The organism is Klebsiella sp. X13 (assembly GCF_003323835.1).
Classification (GTDB): domain Bacteria; phylum Pseudomonadota; class Gammaproteobacteria; order Enterobacterales; family Enterobacteriaceae; genus Klebsiella; species Klebsiella ornithinolytica.
This window is the reverse complement of the sequence record NZ_CP030874.1, coordinates 1682021-1700809: the sequence shown is the minus strand read 5'-3', so window position 1 is coordinate 1700809 and position 18789 is coordinate 1682021. Positions and strand designations below refer to the sequence as shown.

Here is an 18789-nt window from a genome sequence, read left to right as displayed (position 1 = left end):
GGCTTTATGAATAACGATACCCAAACCATTATTGGCGTTGATGTCGGCTCCGGCAGCGTGCGCGCCGGCATCTTCAACCTTCAGGGCAAGCTGCTTGCCCATGCCACGCGGGAAATCACCCTGTTTCGCAGCGCGGGAAACCAGGTGGAACAATCCAGCCGCCAGATTTGGCAGGCGGTCTGCGAGTGTATTAAAACCGCCGTGGCGCACTCCGGCATGCCGCCGGAGTCGGTCGCCGGGATTGGTTTTGACGCCACCTGTTCGTTAGTCGTGGTTGGTGAAAACGGAGAGCCGCTGGCGGTCGGGCCTTCCGACGATCCTGACCGCAACATCATCGTCTGGATGGATCACCGCGCCATCGGCCAGGCGGAGCAGATTAACACCACCGGACATGCCGTATTGCAGTACGTCGGCGGCAGGATTTCGCCGGAGATGGAAACGCCGAAAATCCTCTGGCTCAAGGAGAACCGCCCGCATATCTATGAGCAGGCGCGCCACTTTTTCGACCTGGCCGATTACCTGACCTGGCGCGCCACCGGCGACTTAGCTCGTTCGGTGTGTACCGTCACCTGCAAATGGACCTACCTGGCCCATGAGCAGCGCTGGGATGCCGGCTACTTCCGGCAAATTGGTCTGGGAGATCTGGCCGAAGATAACTTTGCGCGCATTGGCCAGCGTATTGTCGACCCGGGAACGCCGTGCGGTCAGGGCCTTTGCGCAGAAGTGGCGCACGAGATGGGCCTGCCGGTCGGTACCCCTGTAGCGGTGGGCATGATTGATGCCCACGCCGGCGGTATCGGCACCGTGGGGGTTCTCAACGGCGCGGTCAGCAACATGGCCTATGTTTTCGGCACCTCCTCCTGCACCATGACTACCACCCCAGACGCCGTCTTCGTGCCCGGCGTCTGGGGGCCTTACTACTCTGCCATGGTACCGGGCCTGTGGCTGAGCGAAGGCGGGCAAAGCGCGGCAGGCGCCGCCATCGACCAGCTGTTAAGTTTCCATCCTGCGGCGGCGCAGGCACGCGAGCTGGCACAGGAAGCGGGCGTACCGCTGCCGGTCTATCTCGCCGATCGGGTGCTGGCCCAGGTGGCGACCCCTTCCGAGGCCGCCGGACTCGCCGCCGGACTGCACGTGGTGCCGGAGTTCTTAGGTAACCGCGCGCCGCTGGCGGACCCGGATGCCAAAGCGGTCATTGCCGGATTGGGCATGGAGCGCGATCTGGATAATCTGCTGGCGCTCTACGTCGCGGGATTATGCGGTATCGGCTACGGCCTGCGGCAGATTGTTGACGCGCAAAAGGCCTGCGGGATTAACAGCGAGAATATCGTCATCAGCGGCGGCGCAGGGCAGCATCCGCTGGTGCGCCAGCTGCTGGCCGATGCCTGCGGTATGACGATTGTCAGCACCGAATGCAGCGAACCGGTGCTGTTAGGTTCGGCCATTCTGGGCGCCGTGGCCGGCCGGGTTTCCGCCTCGCTGCCGGAAGCGATGAAGCAATTCACCCGGGTAGATAAAACCTACCGCTGTACGACGCAATATCAAGCGCTTCATCAGCGTCGCTACGAAGCTTACCTGGCGTTGCAACAGGCCGCCCGGCTGATTCGGGAGTAGCGTCCCGAGGCTCTGCCCCACTCTTTTAATAATAAAAAAACCTCCGGTGACGACACCGGAGTGTCTTCCTGTACCCTGAAAACGAGGTCATTATGTCCGTGAATAGCAAACAGTGGTTCGGTCTGCCGCTGAATCTGATCTGGGGATACATCGCCATCGCCGTGTTTATGACCGGCGACGGCTTTGAGCTGGCTTTTCTCTCGCACTACATCAAGGAGCTGGGCTTCACCCCGGCCCAGGCCTCCTTCGCCTTTACCCTCTACGGCCTCGCCGCCGCCCTGTCGGCGTGGATCTCCGGCGTGGTCGCCGAGATCATCACTCCGCAGAAAACCATGCTGATCGGCTTTGTGCTGTGGTGCGTGTTCCACGTGCTGTTCCTGATTTTCGGCCTCGGCCACGCCAACTACCCGCTGATCCTGCTGTTCTACGGTATTCGCGGCTTTGCCTACCCGCTGTTCCTCTACTCCTTTATCGTCGCCATCGTGCACAACGTGAAAAGCGACAGCGCCAGCTCGGCGCTGGGCTGGTTCTGGGCGGTCTACTCGGTCGGCATTGGCGTCTTCGGCAGCTATATCCCGAGCTTTACCATCCCGCATATCGGCGAGCTGGGCACCCTGTGGCTGGCGCTGGTGTTCTGCATCACCGGCGGCATTATCGCCCTGGTCTCGCTGCGCCACATTCAGACGCCGCGCCATATGCAGAACCTCACCACCCGCGAGAAGTTTGCCGAGCTGGGGCGCGCCGCCACCCTGCTCTACACCAACCGCAATATTTTGCTTTCCAGCATGGTGCGCATCATCAACACCCTGTCGCTGTTTGGCTTTGCGGTGATCATGCCGATGATGTTTGTCGATGAGCTGGGCTTTACCACCTCCGAGTGGCTCCAGGTATGGGCGGCTTTCTTCTTCACCACCATTTTCTCTAACGTTTTCTGGGGGATCGTGGCGGAGAAGATGGGCTGGATGAAGGTGATTCGCTGGTTTGGCTGTATCGGGATGGCGCTGTCGAGTCTGGCGTTTTACTACATCCCGCAGCATTTCGGGCATAACTTTGCCATGGCGCTGGTGCCGGCGATTGCGCTGGGGATTTTTGTGGCGGCGTTTGTGCCGATGGCGGCGGTCTTCCCGGCGCTGGAGCCGCAGCATAAAGGGGCGGCCATTTCGGTCTACAACCTGTCGGCGGGGCTGTCCAACTTCCTGGCGCCGGCGATTGCGGTGGTGCTGCTGCCGTACTTCAGTACGATTGGAGTGGTGGTGGCGTACACCGCGCTGTACGTGCTGGCCTTTTTCCTCTGCGCCTATATTCGCGTCGAGCAGCCGGGCGTGACCCGCCCCTCCGTCGCCGTCGCGCTGAAAACGAGCGTCTCCTGAGCATAAAAACCCCTTCCCGACAGAGAGTAATGCCGATCGTTTACGGGTCGGCTGACCGATCCGGCAAAGGTGTAAGAATCCGTCACCTCACAGAGATTGGCGGTTTTTTATGCGGCGCTGTCAGGTTTTCAACACGTCTGCAGGCGAGGCTGTCCTCGCCGGTGATAAAGCAAAAAAAATGCTGGTCACCTTAAGTGGCCAGCATGACGCCCGACAGAGCGATTTTTTTACCGCATTCAGGATCAGGCGATCGTCACTTTGCCATCGAGGTAAACATCCTGTACGGCGTTGATCAGCTTCACGCCGTCGCTCATCGATTTTTTAAACGCTTTACGACCGAGAATCAGCCCCATCCCGCCCGCACGCTTATTGATGACCGCCGTACGTACGGCATCCGACAGGTCAGTTTCACCGCCCGCCGCGCCGCCGGAGTTAATCAACCCGGCGCGTCCCATATAGCAGTTCGCCAGCTGATAACGGACCAGATCGATAGGATTCTCCGAGGTCAGCTTGCTATAGACGCGATCGTCAGTGTAACCAAAGTTCACCGCCTTATAGCCGCCGTTATTTTCCGCCATTTTCTGCTTCACGATATCAGCGCCAATGGTGGCCGCCAGATGGTTAGCCTGCCCGGTTAAATCGGCCGACACATGATAATCGACGCCATCTTTCTTAAACGCCGGGTTACGCAGATAGGCCCACAGCACGGTCACCAGCCCCAGTTCATGCGCGCGTTCAAACGCCGCGGAGATCTCTTCAATCTGCCGACGCGACTCTTCGGAACCGAAATAGATCGTCGCGCCCACCGCCACCGCCCCCATATTAAAGGCCTGCTCAACGCTGGCGTACAGCGTCTGGTCGAAGGTGTTCGGGTAACTCAGCGTCTCGTTATGATTTAGCTTCACCAGGAAGGGAATGCGGTGCGCATACCGACGCGATACCGAGGCCAGTACGCCATAGGTGGACGCTACGCAGTTACAACCGGCTTCGATAGCCAGTTCGACGATATTTTTCGGATCAAAGTAGAGCGGGTTGGCGGCAAAAGAGGCGCCCGCCGAGTGTTCCACGCCCTGGTCTACCGGCAGGATGGAAAGGTATCCGGTTCCGGCCAGGCGCCCCGTATTGTACAGGGTCTGCATATTACGCAGCACCGCCGGCGGACGATTGTTATCCACCATGACCCGGTCAACGTAATCCGCCCCCGGCAGATAAAGCTGGTCGGCTGGAATGGTCATACAACGGTGCTGTAAAAGGCTGTCGGCATCTTTGCCAAGCAACTGCGTAATATCAGTCATAGCTATGCTCCCGTAAGTGCCGGCCGCAGCCGGCATGTATTATCCTGACCCACTTATTTGGGCAGGTTAAGCCTGGTACCGTCTTAGCATATTTTCCAGCCGGAATCGCACTTTTCAGCCATTTCAGCTGGCACGATTCAGGGACAAAAAGTGTTAGCCTGCTCAAACAATCCGCTCAAAGGTATTTTAAAGGTATTATCAAGTGGTATCTTAAAGGCGTACCCTACCTGTCATGAAGGATCTAAAGATGAAAACTACAGCAAAGCTGTCGTTCATGATGTTCGTTGAATGGTTTATCTGGGGAGCCTGGTTTGTCCCTCTCTGGCTGTGGCTGAGTAAAAGCGGCTTCAGCGCCGGTGAAATCGGCTGGTCCTATGCCTGTACCGCCATCGCCGCGATTCTTTCGCCGATCCTGGTGGGATCGCTGACCGACCGCTTCTTTTCCGCACAGAGAGTGCTGGCGGTGCTGATGTTCGCCGGGGCGATATTGATGTACTTCGCCGCGCAGCAGACGACCTTCGGCGGCTTCTTCCCGCTCCTGCTCGCCTACTCGTTAACCTACATGCCGACCATTGCGCTGACCAACAGCATCGCCTTTTCTAACGTGGCGGACGTTGAGCGCGATTTCCCGCGGATTCGGGTGATGGGGACGATCGGCTGGATCGGCTCCGGGCTGGTATGCGGATTTTTACCGCAGATGTTCGGTCTGAGCGACATTTCGCCCACCAATGTCCCGCTGCTGATTGCCGCCGGCAGCTCTGCGCTGCTCGGCGTCTTTGCCCTGTTCCTGCCGGACACGCCGCCAAAAAGCCGTGGAAAACTGGACCTGAAAGTGATGCTGGGGCTGGATGCGTTAATCCTGCTGCGCGATAAAAACTTCCTCGTCTTTTTCTTCTGCTCTTTTCTGTTTGCCATGCCGCTGGCCTTCTATTACATCTTCGCCAACGGCTACCTCACCGAAGCCGGCATGAAGCACGCCACCGGATGGATGACCCTCGGCCAGTTCTCTGAAATCTTCTTTATGCTGGCTCTGCCGTTCTTTACTAAACGGTTTGGTATTAAAAAGGTTCTGTTACTTGGTCTGATCACCGCCGCCATTCGCTATGGCTTTTTTGTCTTCGGCGGCGCGGAGAACTATTTCACCTATACGCTGATGTTCCTCGGCATTCTGCTGCACGGCGTCAGCTACGATTTTTACTACGTTACCGCCTATATCTACGTTGATAAGAAGGCGCCGGTATCGATGCGTAATGCGGCCCAGGGGTTAATTACGCTCTGCTGCCAGGGCTTTGGCAGCCTGCTCGGTTACCGCCTCGGCGGCGTGATGATGGAAAAAATGTTCGCCTACCCGCAACCCGTCAACGGGCTCACCTTCAACTGGGCGGGCATGTGGACGTTCGGCGCCATCATGATTGCGATTATCGCCGTGCTGTTCATGGTATTTTTCCGGGAATCGGACAAAGAAATTACGACCATCGACGTCGATACAGAAAATGCTGAGCTTAAACAAGGGGAAGTGAAATGAAAGCAGAACGTATTCTCGGTGCTCTTTACGGGCAGGCGTTAGGGGATGCGATGGGCATGCCGTCAGAGCTATGGCCACGATCGCGGGTGAAAGCCCATTTTGGCTGGATCGACCGCTTCCTGCCGGGCCCGGCGGAGAATAACGCCGCCTGCTACTTTGCCGAGGCGGAATTTACCGATGACACCTCGATGGCCCTGTGCCTCGCTGACGCCATTATCGAATGCGACGGGCAGATCGTCCCGGATGTCATTGGCCGACATATTCTGCGTTGGGCAGAAGGCTTTGATGCATTTAATAAAAACGTCTTAGGACCGACATCGAAAATTGCTCTCAACGCGATTCGCAACGGCAAACCGGTAAGCGAACTGGACAATAACGGCGTGACCAACGGCGCGGCGATGCGCGCCTCGCCGCTGGGCTGCCTGCTGCCGGGCGACAATCTTGATGCATTTATCAGCGACGTGGCCGCGGCCTCCAGCCCGACGCATAAATCGGATTTAGCCATCGCCGGCGCGACGGTTATCGCCTGGGCAATCTCCCGCGCCGTTGACGGCGCCGGCTGGCCAGCGATTGTTGACGCCCTGCCGGCCGTGGCGCGCCACGCGCAGGAACAGAAGACCACAACCTTTAGCGCCTCGCTGGCGCTGCGTATTGAGCTGGCGTTACGCACCGTACGCCAGGCAGATGGCCTCGAGTCCGCCAGCGAGCAGCTTTATCAGCTGATTGGCGCCGGAACCAGCACCATTGAATCCGTCCCGTGCGCGATAGCGATGGTGGAACTGGCCGGTACCGACCCTAACCGCTGCGCCATTCTCTGCGCCAATCTGGGCGGCGATACCGATACCATCGGGGCCATGGCGACGGCGATTTGCGGCGCGTTACACGGGGTTTCCGCCATCGATAGCGCTTTCAAGGTACGCCTGGATGAGGTCAATAAGCTGGACTTCACGCGCTACGCCGATGCCCTGATGCACTATCGTCAGCAGCGGGAGGCCGAATGAATGCCCAACAGTTAATGGATAAACTGGCCACGCTGAAGGCGCAACGTCCGGTCACCGTCCTCGGCTCCGCGGTGATTGACGTGATCGCCGACGCCTATGCTCTGCCCTGGCGCGGATGTGATATCGAACTGCAGCAACAGAGCGTCAATGTCGGCGGCTGCGCGTTAAACATCGCCGTGACCTTAAAAAGGCTGGGGATCGATGCACAAAATGCGCTGCCGATTGGCCAGGGCGTGTGGGCGGAAATTATCCGCCAGCGCCTCGCCAAAGAGGGGTTAACCAGCGTCATCAGCCAGGCGGACGGCGACAATGGCTGGTGCCTGGCGCTGGTAGAGCCGGACGGCGAGCGGACCTTTATGTCCTTCAGCGGTGTGGAAAATCAGTGGTGTGATGCGTGGCTCGAACGCGTGCATGCCCCCTCCGGCAGCCTGGTCTATCTTTCCGGCTATCAGCTGGCATCCGCCAGCGGCGAACGCCTGGTCTCCTGGCTGGAACGGCAGCCGCAGGTAAGCGCCTTTATCGACTTTGGCCCGCGGATTGCCGATATTCCCGAAACGCTGATGACGCGTCTGATGGCCCTGAAGCCACTGGTTTCCGTCAACCGCCAGGAAGCCGTCATCGCGGCTGAAGCGCACGGATTTTCGCCCGAGGTCAGCGCATTTGGCGCCGCCTGGCTGAAGAAATATGCCGCACCGCTGATTGTGCGTCTGGATAAAGAAGGCGCCTGCTATTTCAGCCCGCAGGAGAGCGGTCTCGCCGCCCCTTTCCCGACCACGGTCGTCGATACGATCGGCGCCGGGGACAGTCACGCCGGCGGTACGCTTGCCGGGCTGGCCGCCGGCTGGAGTCTGGGGGAGGCGGTGACGCTGGGGAATGCCGTTGCGGCCTGGGTCGTGGGCCATCGGGGCGGCGATTGCGCCCCGCACCGCGAAGCGCTACTCCTCGCACACAAAAACGTATAGATCGCTGCGGCAGTAGCTGATGCTGTATTCAATGGGGTGCTGGTACTGATCGAGGGCAACCTGCTTGATCACCAGCACCGGGATGGCGCTGTCCATCTTAATATGCGACTGAAATTCGGCGTCCGGCATCCGGGCGCTGACGCGCGAGCGGGTCCGCTGCGGCAGAATCTGCTGGCTGCGAAAGTAGTCATACAGCGAGACGCTGATCGCATCGACGTCATGGATCAGATGCGCAGGCACCCAGGACTCTTCGAGCGAGACCGCGTCCTCATCAACATACCGAATGCGTTTGAGCATAAACACATCGCTGCCCACCGCGATTGCCAGCTGGCGGGCAACCTCCTCCGGACATTTGACAACGCGTTTATTCACCCACAGCGTATCCGGCTTCTTGCCGCGTAAAACCACCTGCTGAGTAAAGCCGCGCGCTTCTTTCAGCGAATATTCAAAGATATTGTTGATCTGCGTCCCGTAACCCCGCGAGCGGGTCACCACGCCTTCGTCTTCCAGCAGCTGGAGCGCTTTGCGGACGGTGATGCGCGACACGCCGGTCAGCTGGCTGAGATCGCGTTCACCGGGAAGAATATTGCCATTTTCCAGCCAGCCGCTGCGCACGGCATCCTTAATCGTGTCGGCAAACTTCAGATAGAGCGGCGCGTTATCCGACGCCGCAATCCGTTCAACAAGCTGGCTAATTAACCGGGTATGCGCCTGTTCCATTTATCTTTTCCTGGCAGAATTCTCACGCCAGTATATCAGGCTTACCACCACGCGTGGAAATGGTGAACCGGCCCGATACCGTGGCCCACCTCCAGCGAATCCGCCTGCGCCAGCGCCGCAGAGAGCCAGCCTTTCGCCTCGGCAACCGTCTCTCCCCAGTCGCGATAGCGCGGGCGCAGCGCCGCCAGCGCCGCGGAGAGCGTACAGCCGGTTCCGTGCGTATTTTTAGTCTGGACCCGCGGCGCGGTGAAGCGCTGCTCGCCATCGCGGGTAAACAGCCAGTCCGGGCTTTCCGCGTTGTCGAGATGACCGCCTTTCATCAGCACTGCGCCGCAGCCCATCGCCAGCAGCGCCCGCCCCTGCTCCAGCATCTCTTTCTCGCTCTGCGCGTGCGGCGCATCCAGCAGCGCCGCCGCCTCCGGCAGATTCGGCGTGATCAGCGAAACCTGCGGCAGCAGGCGGGTGCGTAGCGTCGCCACCGCCGAAGCCGAGAGCAGCGGATCGCCGCTTTTCGCCAGCATGACCGTATCCAGGACAACGTTGTCAATCTGATAGCGCGCCAGACGCTCCGCCACGGCTTCCACGATATCCGTTTCCGCCAGCATGCCAATTTTCGTGGTATCGATACGGACGTCGCTGAATACCGAATCCAGCTGTGCGGCAACAAAATCCGGGTCGATGCGATAGACCGACTGCACGCCGCGGGTGTTTTGCGCCACCAGCGCGGTGATCACCGAACAACCATAGGCCCCGAGGGCAGAGAAAGTTTTCAGGTCGGCCTGGATCCCCGCGCCGCCGCTGGGATCAGTACCGGCAATAGTCAGCGCATTAATTCGTTTCATCCGTTGTTCTCCCCGTACAGCGCGTCAAGAAATGCCGGGGTAAAACTGCCCGGCCCTCTGCCGCGCGCCGCCGCGCCGCCCGCCTGTTTCATCAGCCCGCAGGCGGCAGCAACGTTTTCGAGGCGATCGCCAGGCATGGCGGTACTGGCCGCCACCACCGCCGAAAGCGCACAGCCGGTCCCCACGACCCGGGTCATCAACCGATCGCCGCCGCTGACCGCACGCGTACGCTGGCCGTCGGTGACGTAATCTACTTCGCCGGTCACCGCGACAATGGTATTGATCTGCCGCGCCAGGGCCTGTGCGGCGGGCAGCGCCGCCGCCGCGGTATCGGTAGTATCGACCCCGCGTCCGCCGGCGCTCATTCCGGCCAGCGCCATAATCTCAGACGCATTGCCGCGAATGGCGGCCGGTTGCAGGCTTAACAATTCATGGCAAAACGCGCTGCGCAGGGTTAACGCCCCGACCGCCACCGGATCCAGCGCCCACGGTTTGCCCGCGTTTTGCGCGCTGAGTGCCGCGGCGCGCATCGCCTGCGCACGGTCGACGGTTAAGGTTCCGACGTTAATCAGCAGCGCATCCGCGAGCGCCGCAAACTGGCTCGCTTCCTGCGGATCGATCACCATCGCGGGCGAGGCGCCGACCGCCAGCAGTACGTTGGCAGTAAAGGTCTGTACCACATCGTTAGTCATGCAGTGAACAAGGGGGGAATGACGGCGAAAAAGATGTTGCAGATGCGCAATATGCGCGGGATTGAGAGGCTCAGCTTGCATCGTTTGCTCCAGCCAGGCGATGAAGAAGCAACGACCCTTTGGTCTCTGACTTCCCTACGCTGGCATTATCCAGATCAGGTGGTACGGGTCTTTCTCAGCCTTCACCAGGAAGGGCACCCCGAGTCATTGAGAAGATATAAACGTTCTCTGCAGGCAGGTTACGGGAAGCCGACGCCTGACGCAAGCGCCCCGCCGCGATCCCCCCCAACGCCGCCAATACCATTTATTAACTAAATAAACATTTTTGTAACCATAAACTTGATCAATGGAAACAAGCGGTTATTGTTTAAGTAAGTGTTACAAATCTTAACATGACGTCATATCGAAAATACCGAGTGAATCAGCGAAAACATGAGGATTCCAATGAGCTTAACCCCCATAGTGAAAGGAATGGCATTAGCAGGAATGCTATCGGCCATTACCCTTCCCGCCTGGGCTGAGGTTGCACCGGGAGAGGCAACAGCAGCAACAAAGCAAGCGAATGACGCACTGTATAATCAGCTCCCTTTCTCCGATAACACCGATTTCACCAACGCCCACAAAGGCTTTATCGCCGCCCTGCCTACCGAGGTCATCAAAGGCGAGCAAGGCAACGTGGTCTGGGATCCGCAGCAGTACGCCTTCATTAAAGAGGGAGAAAAAGCGCCGGATACCGTTAACCCGAGCCTGTGGCGCCAGTCTCAGCTGATCAACATCAGCGGTCTGTTTGAAGTCACCGACGGCGTGTACCAGATTCGTAACCTCGACCTGTCCAACATGACCATCATCGAAGGGAAAGAAGGGATTACCGTGGTTGACCCGCTGGTTTCCGCCGAAACGGCGAAAGTGGGGATGGATCTGTACTATAAAAACCGCGGTAAAAAACCGGTCGTGGCGGTTATCTACACCCACAGCCACGTTGACCACTACGGCGGCGTGCGCGGCGTGATCGATGAAGCCGACGTGAAAGCGGGCAAAGTCAAAATCTATGCGCCGTCCGGCTTTATGGAAGCCGCGGTGGCGGAAAATATCATGGCCGGTAACGTCATGAGCCGTCGCGCCAGCTACATGTACGGCAACCTGCTCAAGCCTGATGCCAAAGGCCAGGTGGGCGCCGGGCTGGGGACCACCACCTCCGCCGGTACCGTGACCCTGATTGCCCCGACCAATATCATCGAGAAGGACGGGCAGAAAGAAGTTATCGACGGCCTGACCTACGACTTTATGCTGGCGCCGGGCTCCGAAGCGCCGTCCGAAATGCTGTGGTATATCGAAGAGAAGAAACTCATCGAATCGGCGGAAGATGTCACCCATACCCTGCACAACACCTACTCCCTGCGCGGCGCGAAAATTCGTGAACCGCTGCCATGGTCGAAATATATCAACGAAGCGATTGTACGCTGGGGTGATAAAGCTGAGATCATCATGGCTCAGCACCACTGGCCGACCTGGGGCAACGAAAACGTCGTTAACCTGCTGAAAAGCCAGCGTGACCTGTATCGTTATATCAACGACCAGACCCTGCGCATGGCCAACGAAGGGCTGACCCGTGACGAAATCGCAGCCAAATTCAAGCTGCCGGACAGCCTGGCACATACCTGGGCGAACCGCGGTTACTACGGCTCCGTCAGCCATGACGTGAAGGCCACCTACGTGCTGTATCTCGGCTGGTTTGACGGCAACCCGGCGACCCTCGACGAACTGCCGCCGGAAGAAGCGGCGAAGAAATTCGTGGAATACATGGGCGGCGCCGATGCCATCATGAAGAAAGCGAAAGAAGACTACTCGCAGGGTAACTACCGCTGGGTCGCCCAGGTGGTCAGCAAGATTGTCTTCGCCGATCCGCAAAACCAGGATGCGCGTAACCTCGAAGCGGATGCCCTGGAGCAGCTGGGCTATCAGGCCGAATCCGGTCCGTGGCGTAACTTCTACCTCACCGGTGCGCAGGAATTGCGTAACGGCGTGCAGAAACTGCCGACGCCGAACACCGCCAGCCCGGACACCGTGCGCGCCATGACGCCAGAAATGTTCTTCGACTACCTGGCCGTGCATATCAACGGTGAAAAAGCCGGTAAGGCCAAAGCGGTATTTAACATCGACCTCGGCAATGACGGCGGCAAATACAAGCTGGAGCTGGAAAACGGCGTGTTGAACCACACCGCCAATGCCGAAGCGAAAGATGCCGATGCAACCATCGTGCTTGACCGCGCGACGCTCAACAAAATCATCCTGAAAGAAGAGACCCTGAAACAGGCTGAAGATAAGGGCGAAGTGAAGGTCACCGGTAACGGTGAGAAGCTGAACGAGATGCTGGGCTATATGGACAAGTTTGAATTCTGGTTCAATATCGTCACGCCGTAACGCCTCGCTCCCGCAGCCCCGGCTGCGGGAGTATCCCCTAGTACTCCTCCGGCAGCGGCCGATCGATGGAGATCAGCTTGCCCCTCACCATCGTGATGTAGCCCCCGGCTTTCAGGTCAGCCAGCACCCGGAAAACGTGAGTCCGCGACAGGTTCGTTCGCTTAATGATAAACAGCGCCAGCCCTTCATTTTCGCCTTTATGGGTTTGCTGGCGGTAAAGATACCGAAAAAGCATCGGCCGAATCGTCTGATAGCTGGTCAGCTGCCGACGTTCGTTGTGCAGATCGAGCGTGAAGATAGTCATGTACGCCATGATCGTCACCAGCTCCTGAACGCGCTGCGGGTTATTGTGGATAAAAATACGGTCGAACGCGGCATAGGGTATTTTGATCAGTTCTACCGGCGTCACCGCACTATATTCAAACTTCGCCAGCGGACAATACCTTTCCAGCAGGCCAACCGGCATATGTTCAATAGTATTACCGACAATTAATCCGTTCCCGGGCATGAACATCGCGATCGATCCAGCCATGCAAAAATAAATATAGCCGGGATTTAATTCTATTTTTTTATTTATTCCTGCGGATAACGCTTCGCCTTCCTCGATTATTTCTGCGAGATAGGTATCTATTTTCAGCGTTTGATAATAGCTGTGTACTTCCTGAAAATTCACGCGTTTCTCCTTCCAGCACCGGTGGCTGTCGGCTTTAGTATAGCAGCGAATATCACGCTTATTCACTACGGTATTACTCCGCTTGCTGACCAGTCCCATATGGGACTATCGCCCGCATGCATTTTCCTTACAATGGTCAACAATGAATCCAGATTTGCTTTCGTCGTTTCATCATTATTCTTTACCGCCGACGATAATTATCCAAGAGGCCCTTCAATGAAATTAAATAAAATCGCAAAACATCTGGCGCTGGCCGGTGTTTTAACAACGCTGTCGGTTTCTGCTTTCGCGCAGATTATGCCGAAAGAGGCCACCGCAGCCACTCAGCAGGCAAATAACGCGCTGTATAACACGCTGCCGTTTGCTGATAAAACCGACTTTGACAATGCACATAAAGGCTTTGTTGCCGCCCTGCCGCAGGACGTCATTAAAGGCGAACAGGGTAACGTTATTTGGGACCCGGCAAAATACGACTTCATCAAAGAAGGGGAAAAAGCGCCGGCCACCGTCAATCCGAGCCTGTGGCGTCAGTCGCAGCTGATCAACATCAGCGGTCTGTACAAAGTCACCGACGGTGTTTATCAGATCCGTAATCTTGACCTCTCCAATATGACCATTATTGAGGGCGCGAAAGGGATCACTATTATTGACCCGCTGCTGAGCGCAGAACCGGCAAAAGAAGGTCTGGAGCTGTACTTCAAAAACCGCGGTAAAAAACCGGTGGTGGCCATTCTGTTCACCCACAGCCATGTTGACCACTACGGCGGTATCCGCGGGGTGGTGGATGAAGCCGATGTGAAATCGGGCAAAGTCAAAATTTACGCCCCGGCCGGATTTATGGAAGAAGCCGTATCAGAGAACATTATGGCCGGCAACGCCATGAGCCGCCGCGCCAGCTATATGTACGGTAACCTGCTGAAGCCTGATGCTAAAGGCCAGGTCGGCGCCGGGCTCGGCACCACCACCTCCGCCGGTACCGTGACCCTGCTGCAGCCAACTCACTATATTACGCACACCGGGCAGGAAGAAACGATCGACGGCCTGACCTACGACTTTATGATGGCCCCCGGCTCTGAGGCACCGTCAGAAATGCTGTGGTACGTCAAAGAGAAGAAAATGATCGAAGCCGCGGAAGACGTGACCCACACGCTGCACAATACCTATTCGCTGCGCGGCGCAAAAATTCGCGATCCGCTGGCCTGGTCGAAATATATCAATGCCGCCATCGAACGTTGGGGCAACGATGCCGAAGTCATTATTGCCCAGCACCACTGGCCGACCTGGGGTAACGACAACATCGTTAAGCTGATGAAAGGTCAGCGCGATATGTATCGTTATATCAATGACCAGACTCTGCGCATGGCCAACGAAGGGCTGACCCGTGATGAAATCGCCGCTAACTTTAAGCTGCCGCCATCGCTGGAAAAACAGTGGGCAAGCCGCGGCTACTATGGTTCGGTAAGTCATGATGTGAAAGCCACCTACGTGTTCTATCTCGGCTGGTTCGATGGCAACCCGGCAACCCTCGACGAACTGGCGCCAGAGCAGGCGGCGAAGAAGTTTGTCGAATACATGGGCGGCGCGGATAAGGTGCTGAAAAAGGCCCAGGACGATTACCGCCAGGGTAACTACCGCTGGGTCGCCCAGGTCACCAGCAAAGTGGTCTTTGCCGACCCGAAAAACCAGCAGGCGAAAAACCTGGAAGCGGATGCCCTGGAGCAACTGGGCTATCAGGCCGAATCCGGTCCGTGGCGTAACTTCTACCTCACCGGCGCCCAGGAGCTGCGTAACGGCGTACAGAAACTGCCGACGCCGAACACCGCCAGCCCGGATACCGTACGCGCCATGACGCCGGAAATGTTCTTCGATTATCTGGCCGTCCATATCGATGGCGTGAAAGCCGGCCATGCTAAAGCGGTGTTTAATATCGACCTCGGCAAAGACGGCGGGAAGTACAAACTGGAGCTGGAAAACGGCGTGCTTAACCACACCGCCAACGTCGAAGCGAAAGATGCCGACGCCACTATCACGCTGAGCCGCGACACGTTGAACAACATCATCCTGAAACAGGAGACGCTGAAGCAGGCTGAAGAGAAAGGCGACGTAAAAATTAGCGGTAATGGCGCGAAGCTGGACGAAATGCTGAGCTACATGGACAAGTTTGAGTTCTGGTTCAACATCGTCACCCCGTAATTCCCCGGGCTACGCTGCCCTGCCCCATGACCTTCGGCCGTGGGGCATTTTGTCTTTTCCCTCGGCTTTAACCTTCATCTCTCTTCACCGAACCGGCGCCCGCTCTCCCGCGCCATTTGCATTCCCACTGCGGCGGGCACAAAATGAACATCAGGGAGCGACGTTCCCGGTCCCTCCACTCGTCGAGGTACGGCTATGCCCGTTTATCACCATGCCCTGGTGCTGATTAACAGCAGCCAGGACGGCGTTCCGCTGCTCCAGCATGCGGCCAGAATGGCGGAAGAGAACGCTATGCGCATCACGCTCGCCCATATCAGCACCGATTATCGGGCGCTGAATTACGTCTCCGACAGCCTGCTGAACGACGATGTGTCTCAGGAGGTGATCCAGGCGAAAGTGCTGCTCAATGAGCTGGCGACCAGCGTCTCGCTGCCGGTGCAAACCCTGTCGCTGGTCACCACCCGCCGTTTTGAAGATGTTGAAGCCTGCGTAAACCAGCGGGGGATTGACCTGATTATCGCCGGGCATCACAACCGCCTGCTGGGAGTCATGGCATCTCATTCGCTGGAGTATATTAATCATCTGACGATAGACGTGCTGATCAGGCATCTGCCCTGAGCCGCGCCGACGACTCGCGTAGCGAATTGAGCAGCAGCGTAAAGCACTGCTCAATCAGCGGCGGCAGCGGCTGCGGCCCACGCATTATCGCCACCGTCCGCGCCAGCGCCGGCTGCTGGAGCTGCGCGATTTTCAGCACCGGATCCTGCAGATGGGTGGTATACAGCTCGGGCAGAATAGCAATCGCCAGACGCGAGCGCACCAGGCCATACAGCGTTTCAATATAGTCGACCTGAAACCGCGTGTTCAGCGTCAGACGATGGCTTTCCGCCAGCGCGCCAACCAGTCGCTGAATGTTCCCTTTCGAGAACACCGCAATATCGCGTCCGGCGAGAAGTTTCCACGGCAGGTGCGGCTGGTCTGCCAGCGGATCGTCACCGTGCAGCACCGCCACAAACGGATCTTCACGCAGCGGGTAGACCTGTAGCGCGGCGGGTAGCGAGCTGTCGATGGCGCCGATACCGAAATCAATCTGCCCGCTTTGCAGCTCACGCACCAGCGCATCATTGGTCTGATCGTGAAACTCGACCCGCAGCCGGGGAAAGGTTTGCGCCAGCACCTGCGGCAGAAGCGGAAAGAGCAGCGAGCTCACCGAGGGCACCAGACCAATACGCACGGTACCATCGCCGCCGGCCGCGACAATCTGTTCCATGTCATGAAACGCCAGCTGGGCCACGCTCAGCACGCGCCGGGCGTGCGGCAGAATGGCGGCGCCCAGTTCGGTCAGCGTGACCGACGAGGCGGTGCGGTTCACCAGCTTGCCGCCCAGCACCGTTTCGATTTGCCGCAGGGCGCTGCTCAGCGCCGGTTGGCTGATAGCCAGACGGTTGGCGGTATCGGTAAAATGACGCAGCTCCGCCAGGGTAACAAAGTACTGTAGCTGTTTAAGAGAAAGCGCAGGCAGGCGCTGCCACGGTTCGGTCATCTTATTCTTCGCTAAGGGTAATCGGGCAGAATAACCCGAGCTTATCGGGTGATAAATTTATTCATCTGGGCAAACGTTTGCTGTGCCCCTAGAGTACCCCCATTATCCTTGTGCCGGAGTTGTTATGTCCAGCAATGCTGAAAACCGCCGCCGCGCCGTCATGGCCGCCCGGGGCGAAATACCTTTTGACCTGTTGTTGACCGGGGCGCAGATAGTCGACATGGTCACCGGTGAAGTCCGCGAAGCCGATGTCGGCATCACCGGCGAGATGATCGCCAGCGTGCACCCGCGCGGCAGCCGCGCCGATGCCCACCAACGCCATGCGCTGGACGGCGCCTACCTGTCACCGGGGCTGATGGATACCCATGTCCATCTCGAGAGTTCCCACCTCCCTCCCGAACGCTACGCGGAAATTGTCCTCGCCCAGGGAACCACCGCGGTCTTCTGGGACCCGCATGAGCTGGCCAACGTCCTCGGGGTCGAAGGCGTGCGCTATGCCGTCGCCGCCAGCCGCCATCTGCCGCTGCAGGTGATGGTCGCCGCCCCCTCCAGCGTACCCTCGACGCCGGGGCTGGAAATGTCCGGCGCCGATTTTGCCGGAGCGGAGATGGCGACCATGCTGGCATGGCCGGAAGTGCGCGGCGTGGCGGAAGTGATGGACATGCACGGCGTGCTCAACGGCAGCGCCCGGATGCAGGAGATTGTTCAGGCCGGTCTCGACAGCGGCAAGCTGATTGAAGGCCACGCCCGCGGCCTGAGCGGCGCCGATCTCCAGGCCTACCTCGCGGCGGGCGTCACCTCCGATCATGAGCTAACCTCCGCGGAAGACGCGCTGGAAAAGCTGCGCGCCGGTTTGACCCTCGAAATTCGCGGCTCGCACCCCTATCTGCTGCCGGATATCGTCAAGGCCCTGAAAACCCTGCCGCATCTCTCCTCGCAGATCACGGTGTGCACCGACGATGTCCCGCCGGATATGCTGCTGGAAAAAGGCGGCATTATCGCCCTGCTCAACCTGCTGATTGAACACGGTCTCGCCGCCACCGACGTCCTGCGCTTCGCCACCCTCAACGCCGCCATTCGCCTGCAGCGTCACGATTCAGGGCTGATTGCCGCCGGCCGCCGCGCCGACCTGGTGGTATTTGATTCACTGGAAAGGCTTGAGGCCCGGAAAGTGTACGTCGCCGGGAAACTGGTCGCCCGCGACGGCGCGCTGCTCCAGCCCATTCCAGCCGCAGAGGGTGTCACTCCGCCGCGCAATACGCTGCAGCTGGCGCCGCTGAATACCGAGGATTTTGTGCTGCGGGTCCCCGGTATTGTCCACGGCGTTGCCCGCCTGCGACATATCCGCGGCGCGCGCTTTACGCAGTGGGGAGAAGTCGAGGTGCAGGTACGCCACGGCGAAGTTCAGCTGCCCGCTGGATTTAGCCTGATTTGGGTGAAGCATCGCCACGGCCGCCATCAGGCGACGCCGCAAATCGCCCTGCTCGAAGGCTGGGGAGAGCTGCGCGGCGCTATCGCCACCAGCTACTCGCACGATTCACACAACCTGGTGGTGCTGGGACGTAACGCTGAGGATATGGCGCTGGCCGCCAACCGGCTGATTGCCTCCGGCGGCGGGATGGCGCTCTCCCGTCAGGGGGATATTCTTGCCCACGTGGCGATGCCGATTGCCGGCATGCTCTCCGATCTGCCGGCGGCAGAACTCGCGCGGCAGTTCCGCGAATTACGCGACCTGAGCGCAGAAATCGCCGACTGGGAGCCGCCCTACCGGGTATTTAAGGCCATCGAAGGCACTTGCCTCGCCTGCAATGCCGGACCACATTTGACCGATTTAGGTTTGACCGACGGCACCACCCGCCAGATTGTCGAACCGCTGATAGACTGCCGGGAAACCCCGGCCACCGACCCTCACAACAATAATCTCCGGGGAGCCTGAGC

At 58.6% G+C, this 18789-nt stretch carries 15 protein-coding genes and 1 riboswitch; of the genes, 9 read left to right on the top strand and 6 right to left on the bottom strand.

Annotated features, from left to right (window positions below):
- The first annotated feature begins 6 nt into the window (after positions 1-6).
- Together DSD31_RS08220 and DSD31_RS08215 are read left to right on the top strand one after the other, a co-directional pair.
- Positions 7-1614 (top strand): FGGY-family carbohydrate kinase, encoded by a 1608-nt coding sequence (locus DSD31_RS08220; RefSeq protein WP_015583869.1) that lies wholly within the window; start codon positions 7-9, stop codon positions 1612-1614.
- Positions 1615-1706: 92 nt separating this feature from the next.
- The gene (locus DSD31_RS08215; protein WP_064359069.1) at positions 1707-2984 is read left to right on the top strand and encodes an RbtT/DalT/CsbX family MFS transporter; all 1278 of its coding nucleotides are present in this window, start codon (positions 1707-1709) and stop codon (positions 2982-2984) included.
- Positions 2985-3226: 242 nt separating this feature from the next.
- On the opposite strand, the gene fbaB is transcribed toward DSD31_RS08215, so the two are convergent.
- Positions 3227-4279, bottom strand: a complete 1053-nt coding sequence (gene fbaB / locus DSD31_RS08210; protein ID WP_015583867.1) for a class I fructose-bisphosphate aldolase — start codon at positions 4277-4279, stop codon at positions 3227-3229.
- 247 nt (positions 4280-4526) lie between these two features.
- Here fbaB and DSD31_RS08205 point away from each other — a divergent pair, with 247 nt between their 5' ends.
- Genes DSD31_RS08205 through DSD31_RS08195 form a run of 3 tightly spaced genes read left to right on the top strand, consistent with a single transcriptional unit; the run spans position 4527 to position 7767 of the window.
- Positions 4527-5804 carry a nucleoside permease gene (locus tag DSD31_RS08205; RefSeq protein WP_015583866.1) on the top strand — a complete coding sequence of 426 codons (1278 nt, stop codon included), beginning with the start codon at positions 4527-4529 and terminating at the stop codon, positions 5802-5804.
- Complete coding sequence (locus tag DSD31_RS08200) at positions 5801-6805, top strand: ADP-ribosylglycohydrolase family protein (protein WP_048756308.1); 1005 nt, start codon at positions 5801-5803, stop codon at positions 6803-6805. Before DSD31_RS08205 ends, DSD31_RS08200 begins: the two co-directional genes overlap by 4 nt.
- On the top strand, positions 6802-7767 hold the full coding sequence (locus DSD31_RS08195) for a PfkB family carbohydrate kinase (protein ID WP_113990938.1): 966 nt from the start codon (positions 6802-6804) through the stop codon (positions 7765-7767). The genes DSD31_RS08200 and DSD31_RS08195 overlap by 4 nt, the downstream gene beginning before the upstream one ends.
- Here DSD31_RS08195 and DSD31_RS08190 read toward each other — a convergent pair.
- Genes DSD31_RS08190 through thiM form a run of 3 tightly spaced genes read right to left on the bottom strand, consistent with a single transcriptional unit; the run spans position 7741 to position 10102 of the window.
- Positions 7741-8487: a GntR family transcriptional regulator gene (locus tag DSD31_RS08190; RefSeq protein WP_015583863.1), complete on the bottom strand. Its 747-nt coding sequence runs from the start codon at positions 8485-8487 to the stop codon at positions 7741-7743. The genes DSD31_RS08195 and DSD31_RS08190 overlap by 27 nt on opposite strands.
- A gap of 41 nt (positions 8488-8528) precedes the next feature.
- Complete coding sequence (gene thiD / locus DSD31_RS08185; RefSeq protein ID WP_015583862.1) at positions 8529-9329, bottom strand: bifunctional hydroxymethylpyrimidine kinase/phosphomethylpyrimidine kinase; 801 nt, start codon at positions 9327-9329, stop codon at positions 8529-8531.
- Positions 9326-10102 carry a hydroxyethylthiazole kinase gene (thiM, locus tag DSD31_RS08180; protein ID WP_044350880.1) on the bottom strand — a complete coding sequence of 259 codons (777 nt, stop codon included), beginning with the start codon at positions 10100-10102 and terminating at the stop codon, positions 9326-9328. Before thiM ends, thiD begins: the two co-directional genes overlap by 4 nt.
- A 34-nt stretch (positions 10103-10136) precedes the next feature.
- Positions 10137-10233: riboswitch (TPP riboswitch) on the bottom strand.
- A 232-nt stretch (positions 10234-10465) separates the two neighbouring features.
- Between thiM and DSD31_RS08175 the strand changes: the two genes are divergently transcribed.
- Positions 10466-12442 (top strand): alkyl/aryl-sulfatase, encoded by a 1977-nt coding sequence (locus DSD31_RS08175; RefSeq protein ID WP_004864681.1) that lies wholly within the window; start codon positions 10466-10468, stop codon positions 12440-12442.
- A gap of 37 nt (positions 12443-12479) precedes the next feature.
- Here DSD31_RS08175 and DSD31_RS08170 read toward each other — a convergent pair whose 3' ends face one another.
- On the bottom strand, positions 12480-13115 hold the full coding sequence (locus tag DSD31_RS08170; RefSeq protein WP_069476545.1) for a helix-turn-helix domain-containing protein: 636 nt from the start codon (positions 13113-13115) through the stop codon (positions 12480-12482).
- Positions 13116-13331: 216 nt separating this feature from the next.
- Here DSD31_RS08170 and DSD31_RS08165 point away from each other — a divergent pair, with 216 nt between their 5' ends.
- Both DSD31_RS08165 and DSD31_RS08160 read left to right on the top strand, forming a co-directional pair.
- Positions 13332-15308, top strand: coding sequence for an alkyl/aryl-sulfatase (locus tag DSD31_RS08165; protein WP_064359070.1), 1977 nt, complete (start codon positions 13332-13334; stop codon positions 15306-15308).
- Positions 15309-15503: 195 nt separating this feature from the next.
- A complete protein-coding gene (locus tag DSD31_RS08160; RefSeq protein WP_032724796.1) occupies positions 15504-15926 on the top strand; it encodes a universal stress protein in 423 nt (140 codons plus the stop codon).
- On the opposite strand, the gene DSD31_RS08155 is transcribed toward DSD31_RS08160, so the two are convergent.
- Entirely contained in the window at positions 15910-16851 is a 942-nt protein-coding gene (locus tag DSD31_RS08155; protein ID WP_015583858.1) for a LysR family transcriptional regulator, read from the bottom strand. The two genes, DSD31_RS08160 and DSD31_RS08155, sit on opposite strands and share 17 nt — an antisense overlap.
- A 124-nt stretch (positions 16852-16975) precedes the next feature.
- Here DSD31_RS08155 and DSD31_RS08150 point away from each other — a divergent pair, with 124 nt between their 5' ends.
- Complete coding sequence (locus tag DSD31_RS08150; RefSeq protein WP_004864692.1) at positions 16976-18787, top strand: adenine deaminase; 1812 nt, start codon at positions 16976-16978, stop codon at positions 18785-18787.
- Positions 18788-18789: the final 2 nt, after the last annotated feature.

Excerpts from the sequence above, each read along its gene's own strand:
- DSD31_RS08220 (WP_015583869.1), top strand. The coding sequence starts at position 7 with ATGAATAACGATACCCAAACCATTATTGGCGTTGATGTCGGCTCCGGC.
- DSD31_RS08215 (WP_064359069.1), top strand. The coding sequence starts at position 1,707 with ATGTCCGTGAATAGCAAACAGTGGTTCGGTCTGCCGCTGAATCTGATC.
- fbaB (WP_015583867.1), bottom strand. The coding sequence starts at position 4,279 with ATGACTGATATTACGCAGTTGCTTGGCAAAGATGCCGACAGCCTTTTA.
- DSD31_RS08205 (WP_015583866.1), top strand. The coding sequence starts at position 4,527 with ATGAAAACTACAGCAAAGCTGTCGTTCATGATGTTCGTTGAATGGTTT.
- DSD31_RS08200 (WP_048756308.1), top strand. The coding sequence starts at position 5,801 with ATGAAAGCAGAACGTATTCTCGGTGCTCTTTACGGGCAGGCGTTAGGG.
- DSD31_RS08195 (WP_113990938.1), top strand. The coding sequence starts at position 6,802 with ATGAATGCCCAACAGTTAATGGATAAACTGGCCACGCTGAAGGCGCAA.
- DSD31_RS08190 (WP_015583863.1), bottom strand. The coding sequence starts at position 8,487 with ATGGAACAGGCGCATACCCGGTTAATTAGCCAGCTTGTTGAACGGATT.
- thiD (WP_015583862.1), bottom strand. The coding sequence starts at position 9,329 with ATGAAACGAATTAATGCGCTGACTATTGCCGGTACTGATCCCAGCGGC.
- thiM (WP_044350880.1), bottom strand. The coding sequence starts at position 10,102 with ATGCAAGCTGAGCCTCTCAATCCCGCGCATATTGCGCATCTGCAACAT.
- DSD31_RS08175 (WP_004864681.1), top strand. The coding sequence starts at position 10,466 with ATGAGCTTAACCCCCATAGTGAAAGGAATGGCATTAGCAGGAATGCTA.
- DSD31_RS08165 (WP_064359070.1), top strand. The coding sequence starts at position 13,332 with ATGAAATTAAATAAAATCGCAAAACATCTGGCGCTGGCCGGTGTTTTA.
- DSD31_RS08160 (WP_032724796.1), top strand. The coding sequence starts at position 15,504 with ATGCCCGTTTATCACCATGCCCTGGTGCTGATTAACAGCAGCCAGGAC.
- DSD31_RS08155 (WP_015583858.1), bottom strand. The coding sequence starts at position 16,851 with ATGACCGAACCGTGGCAGCGCCTGCCTGCGCTTTCTCTTAAACAGCTA.
- DSD31_RS08150 (WP_004864692.1), top strand. The coding sequence starts at position 16,976 with ATGTCCAGCAATGCTGAAAACCGCCGCCGCGCCGTCATGGCCGCCCGG.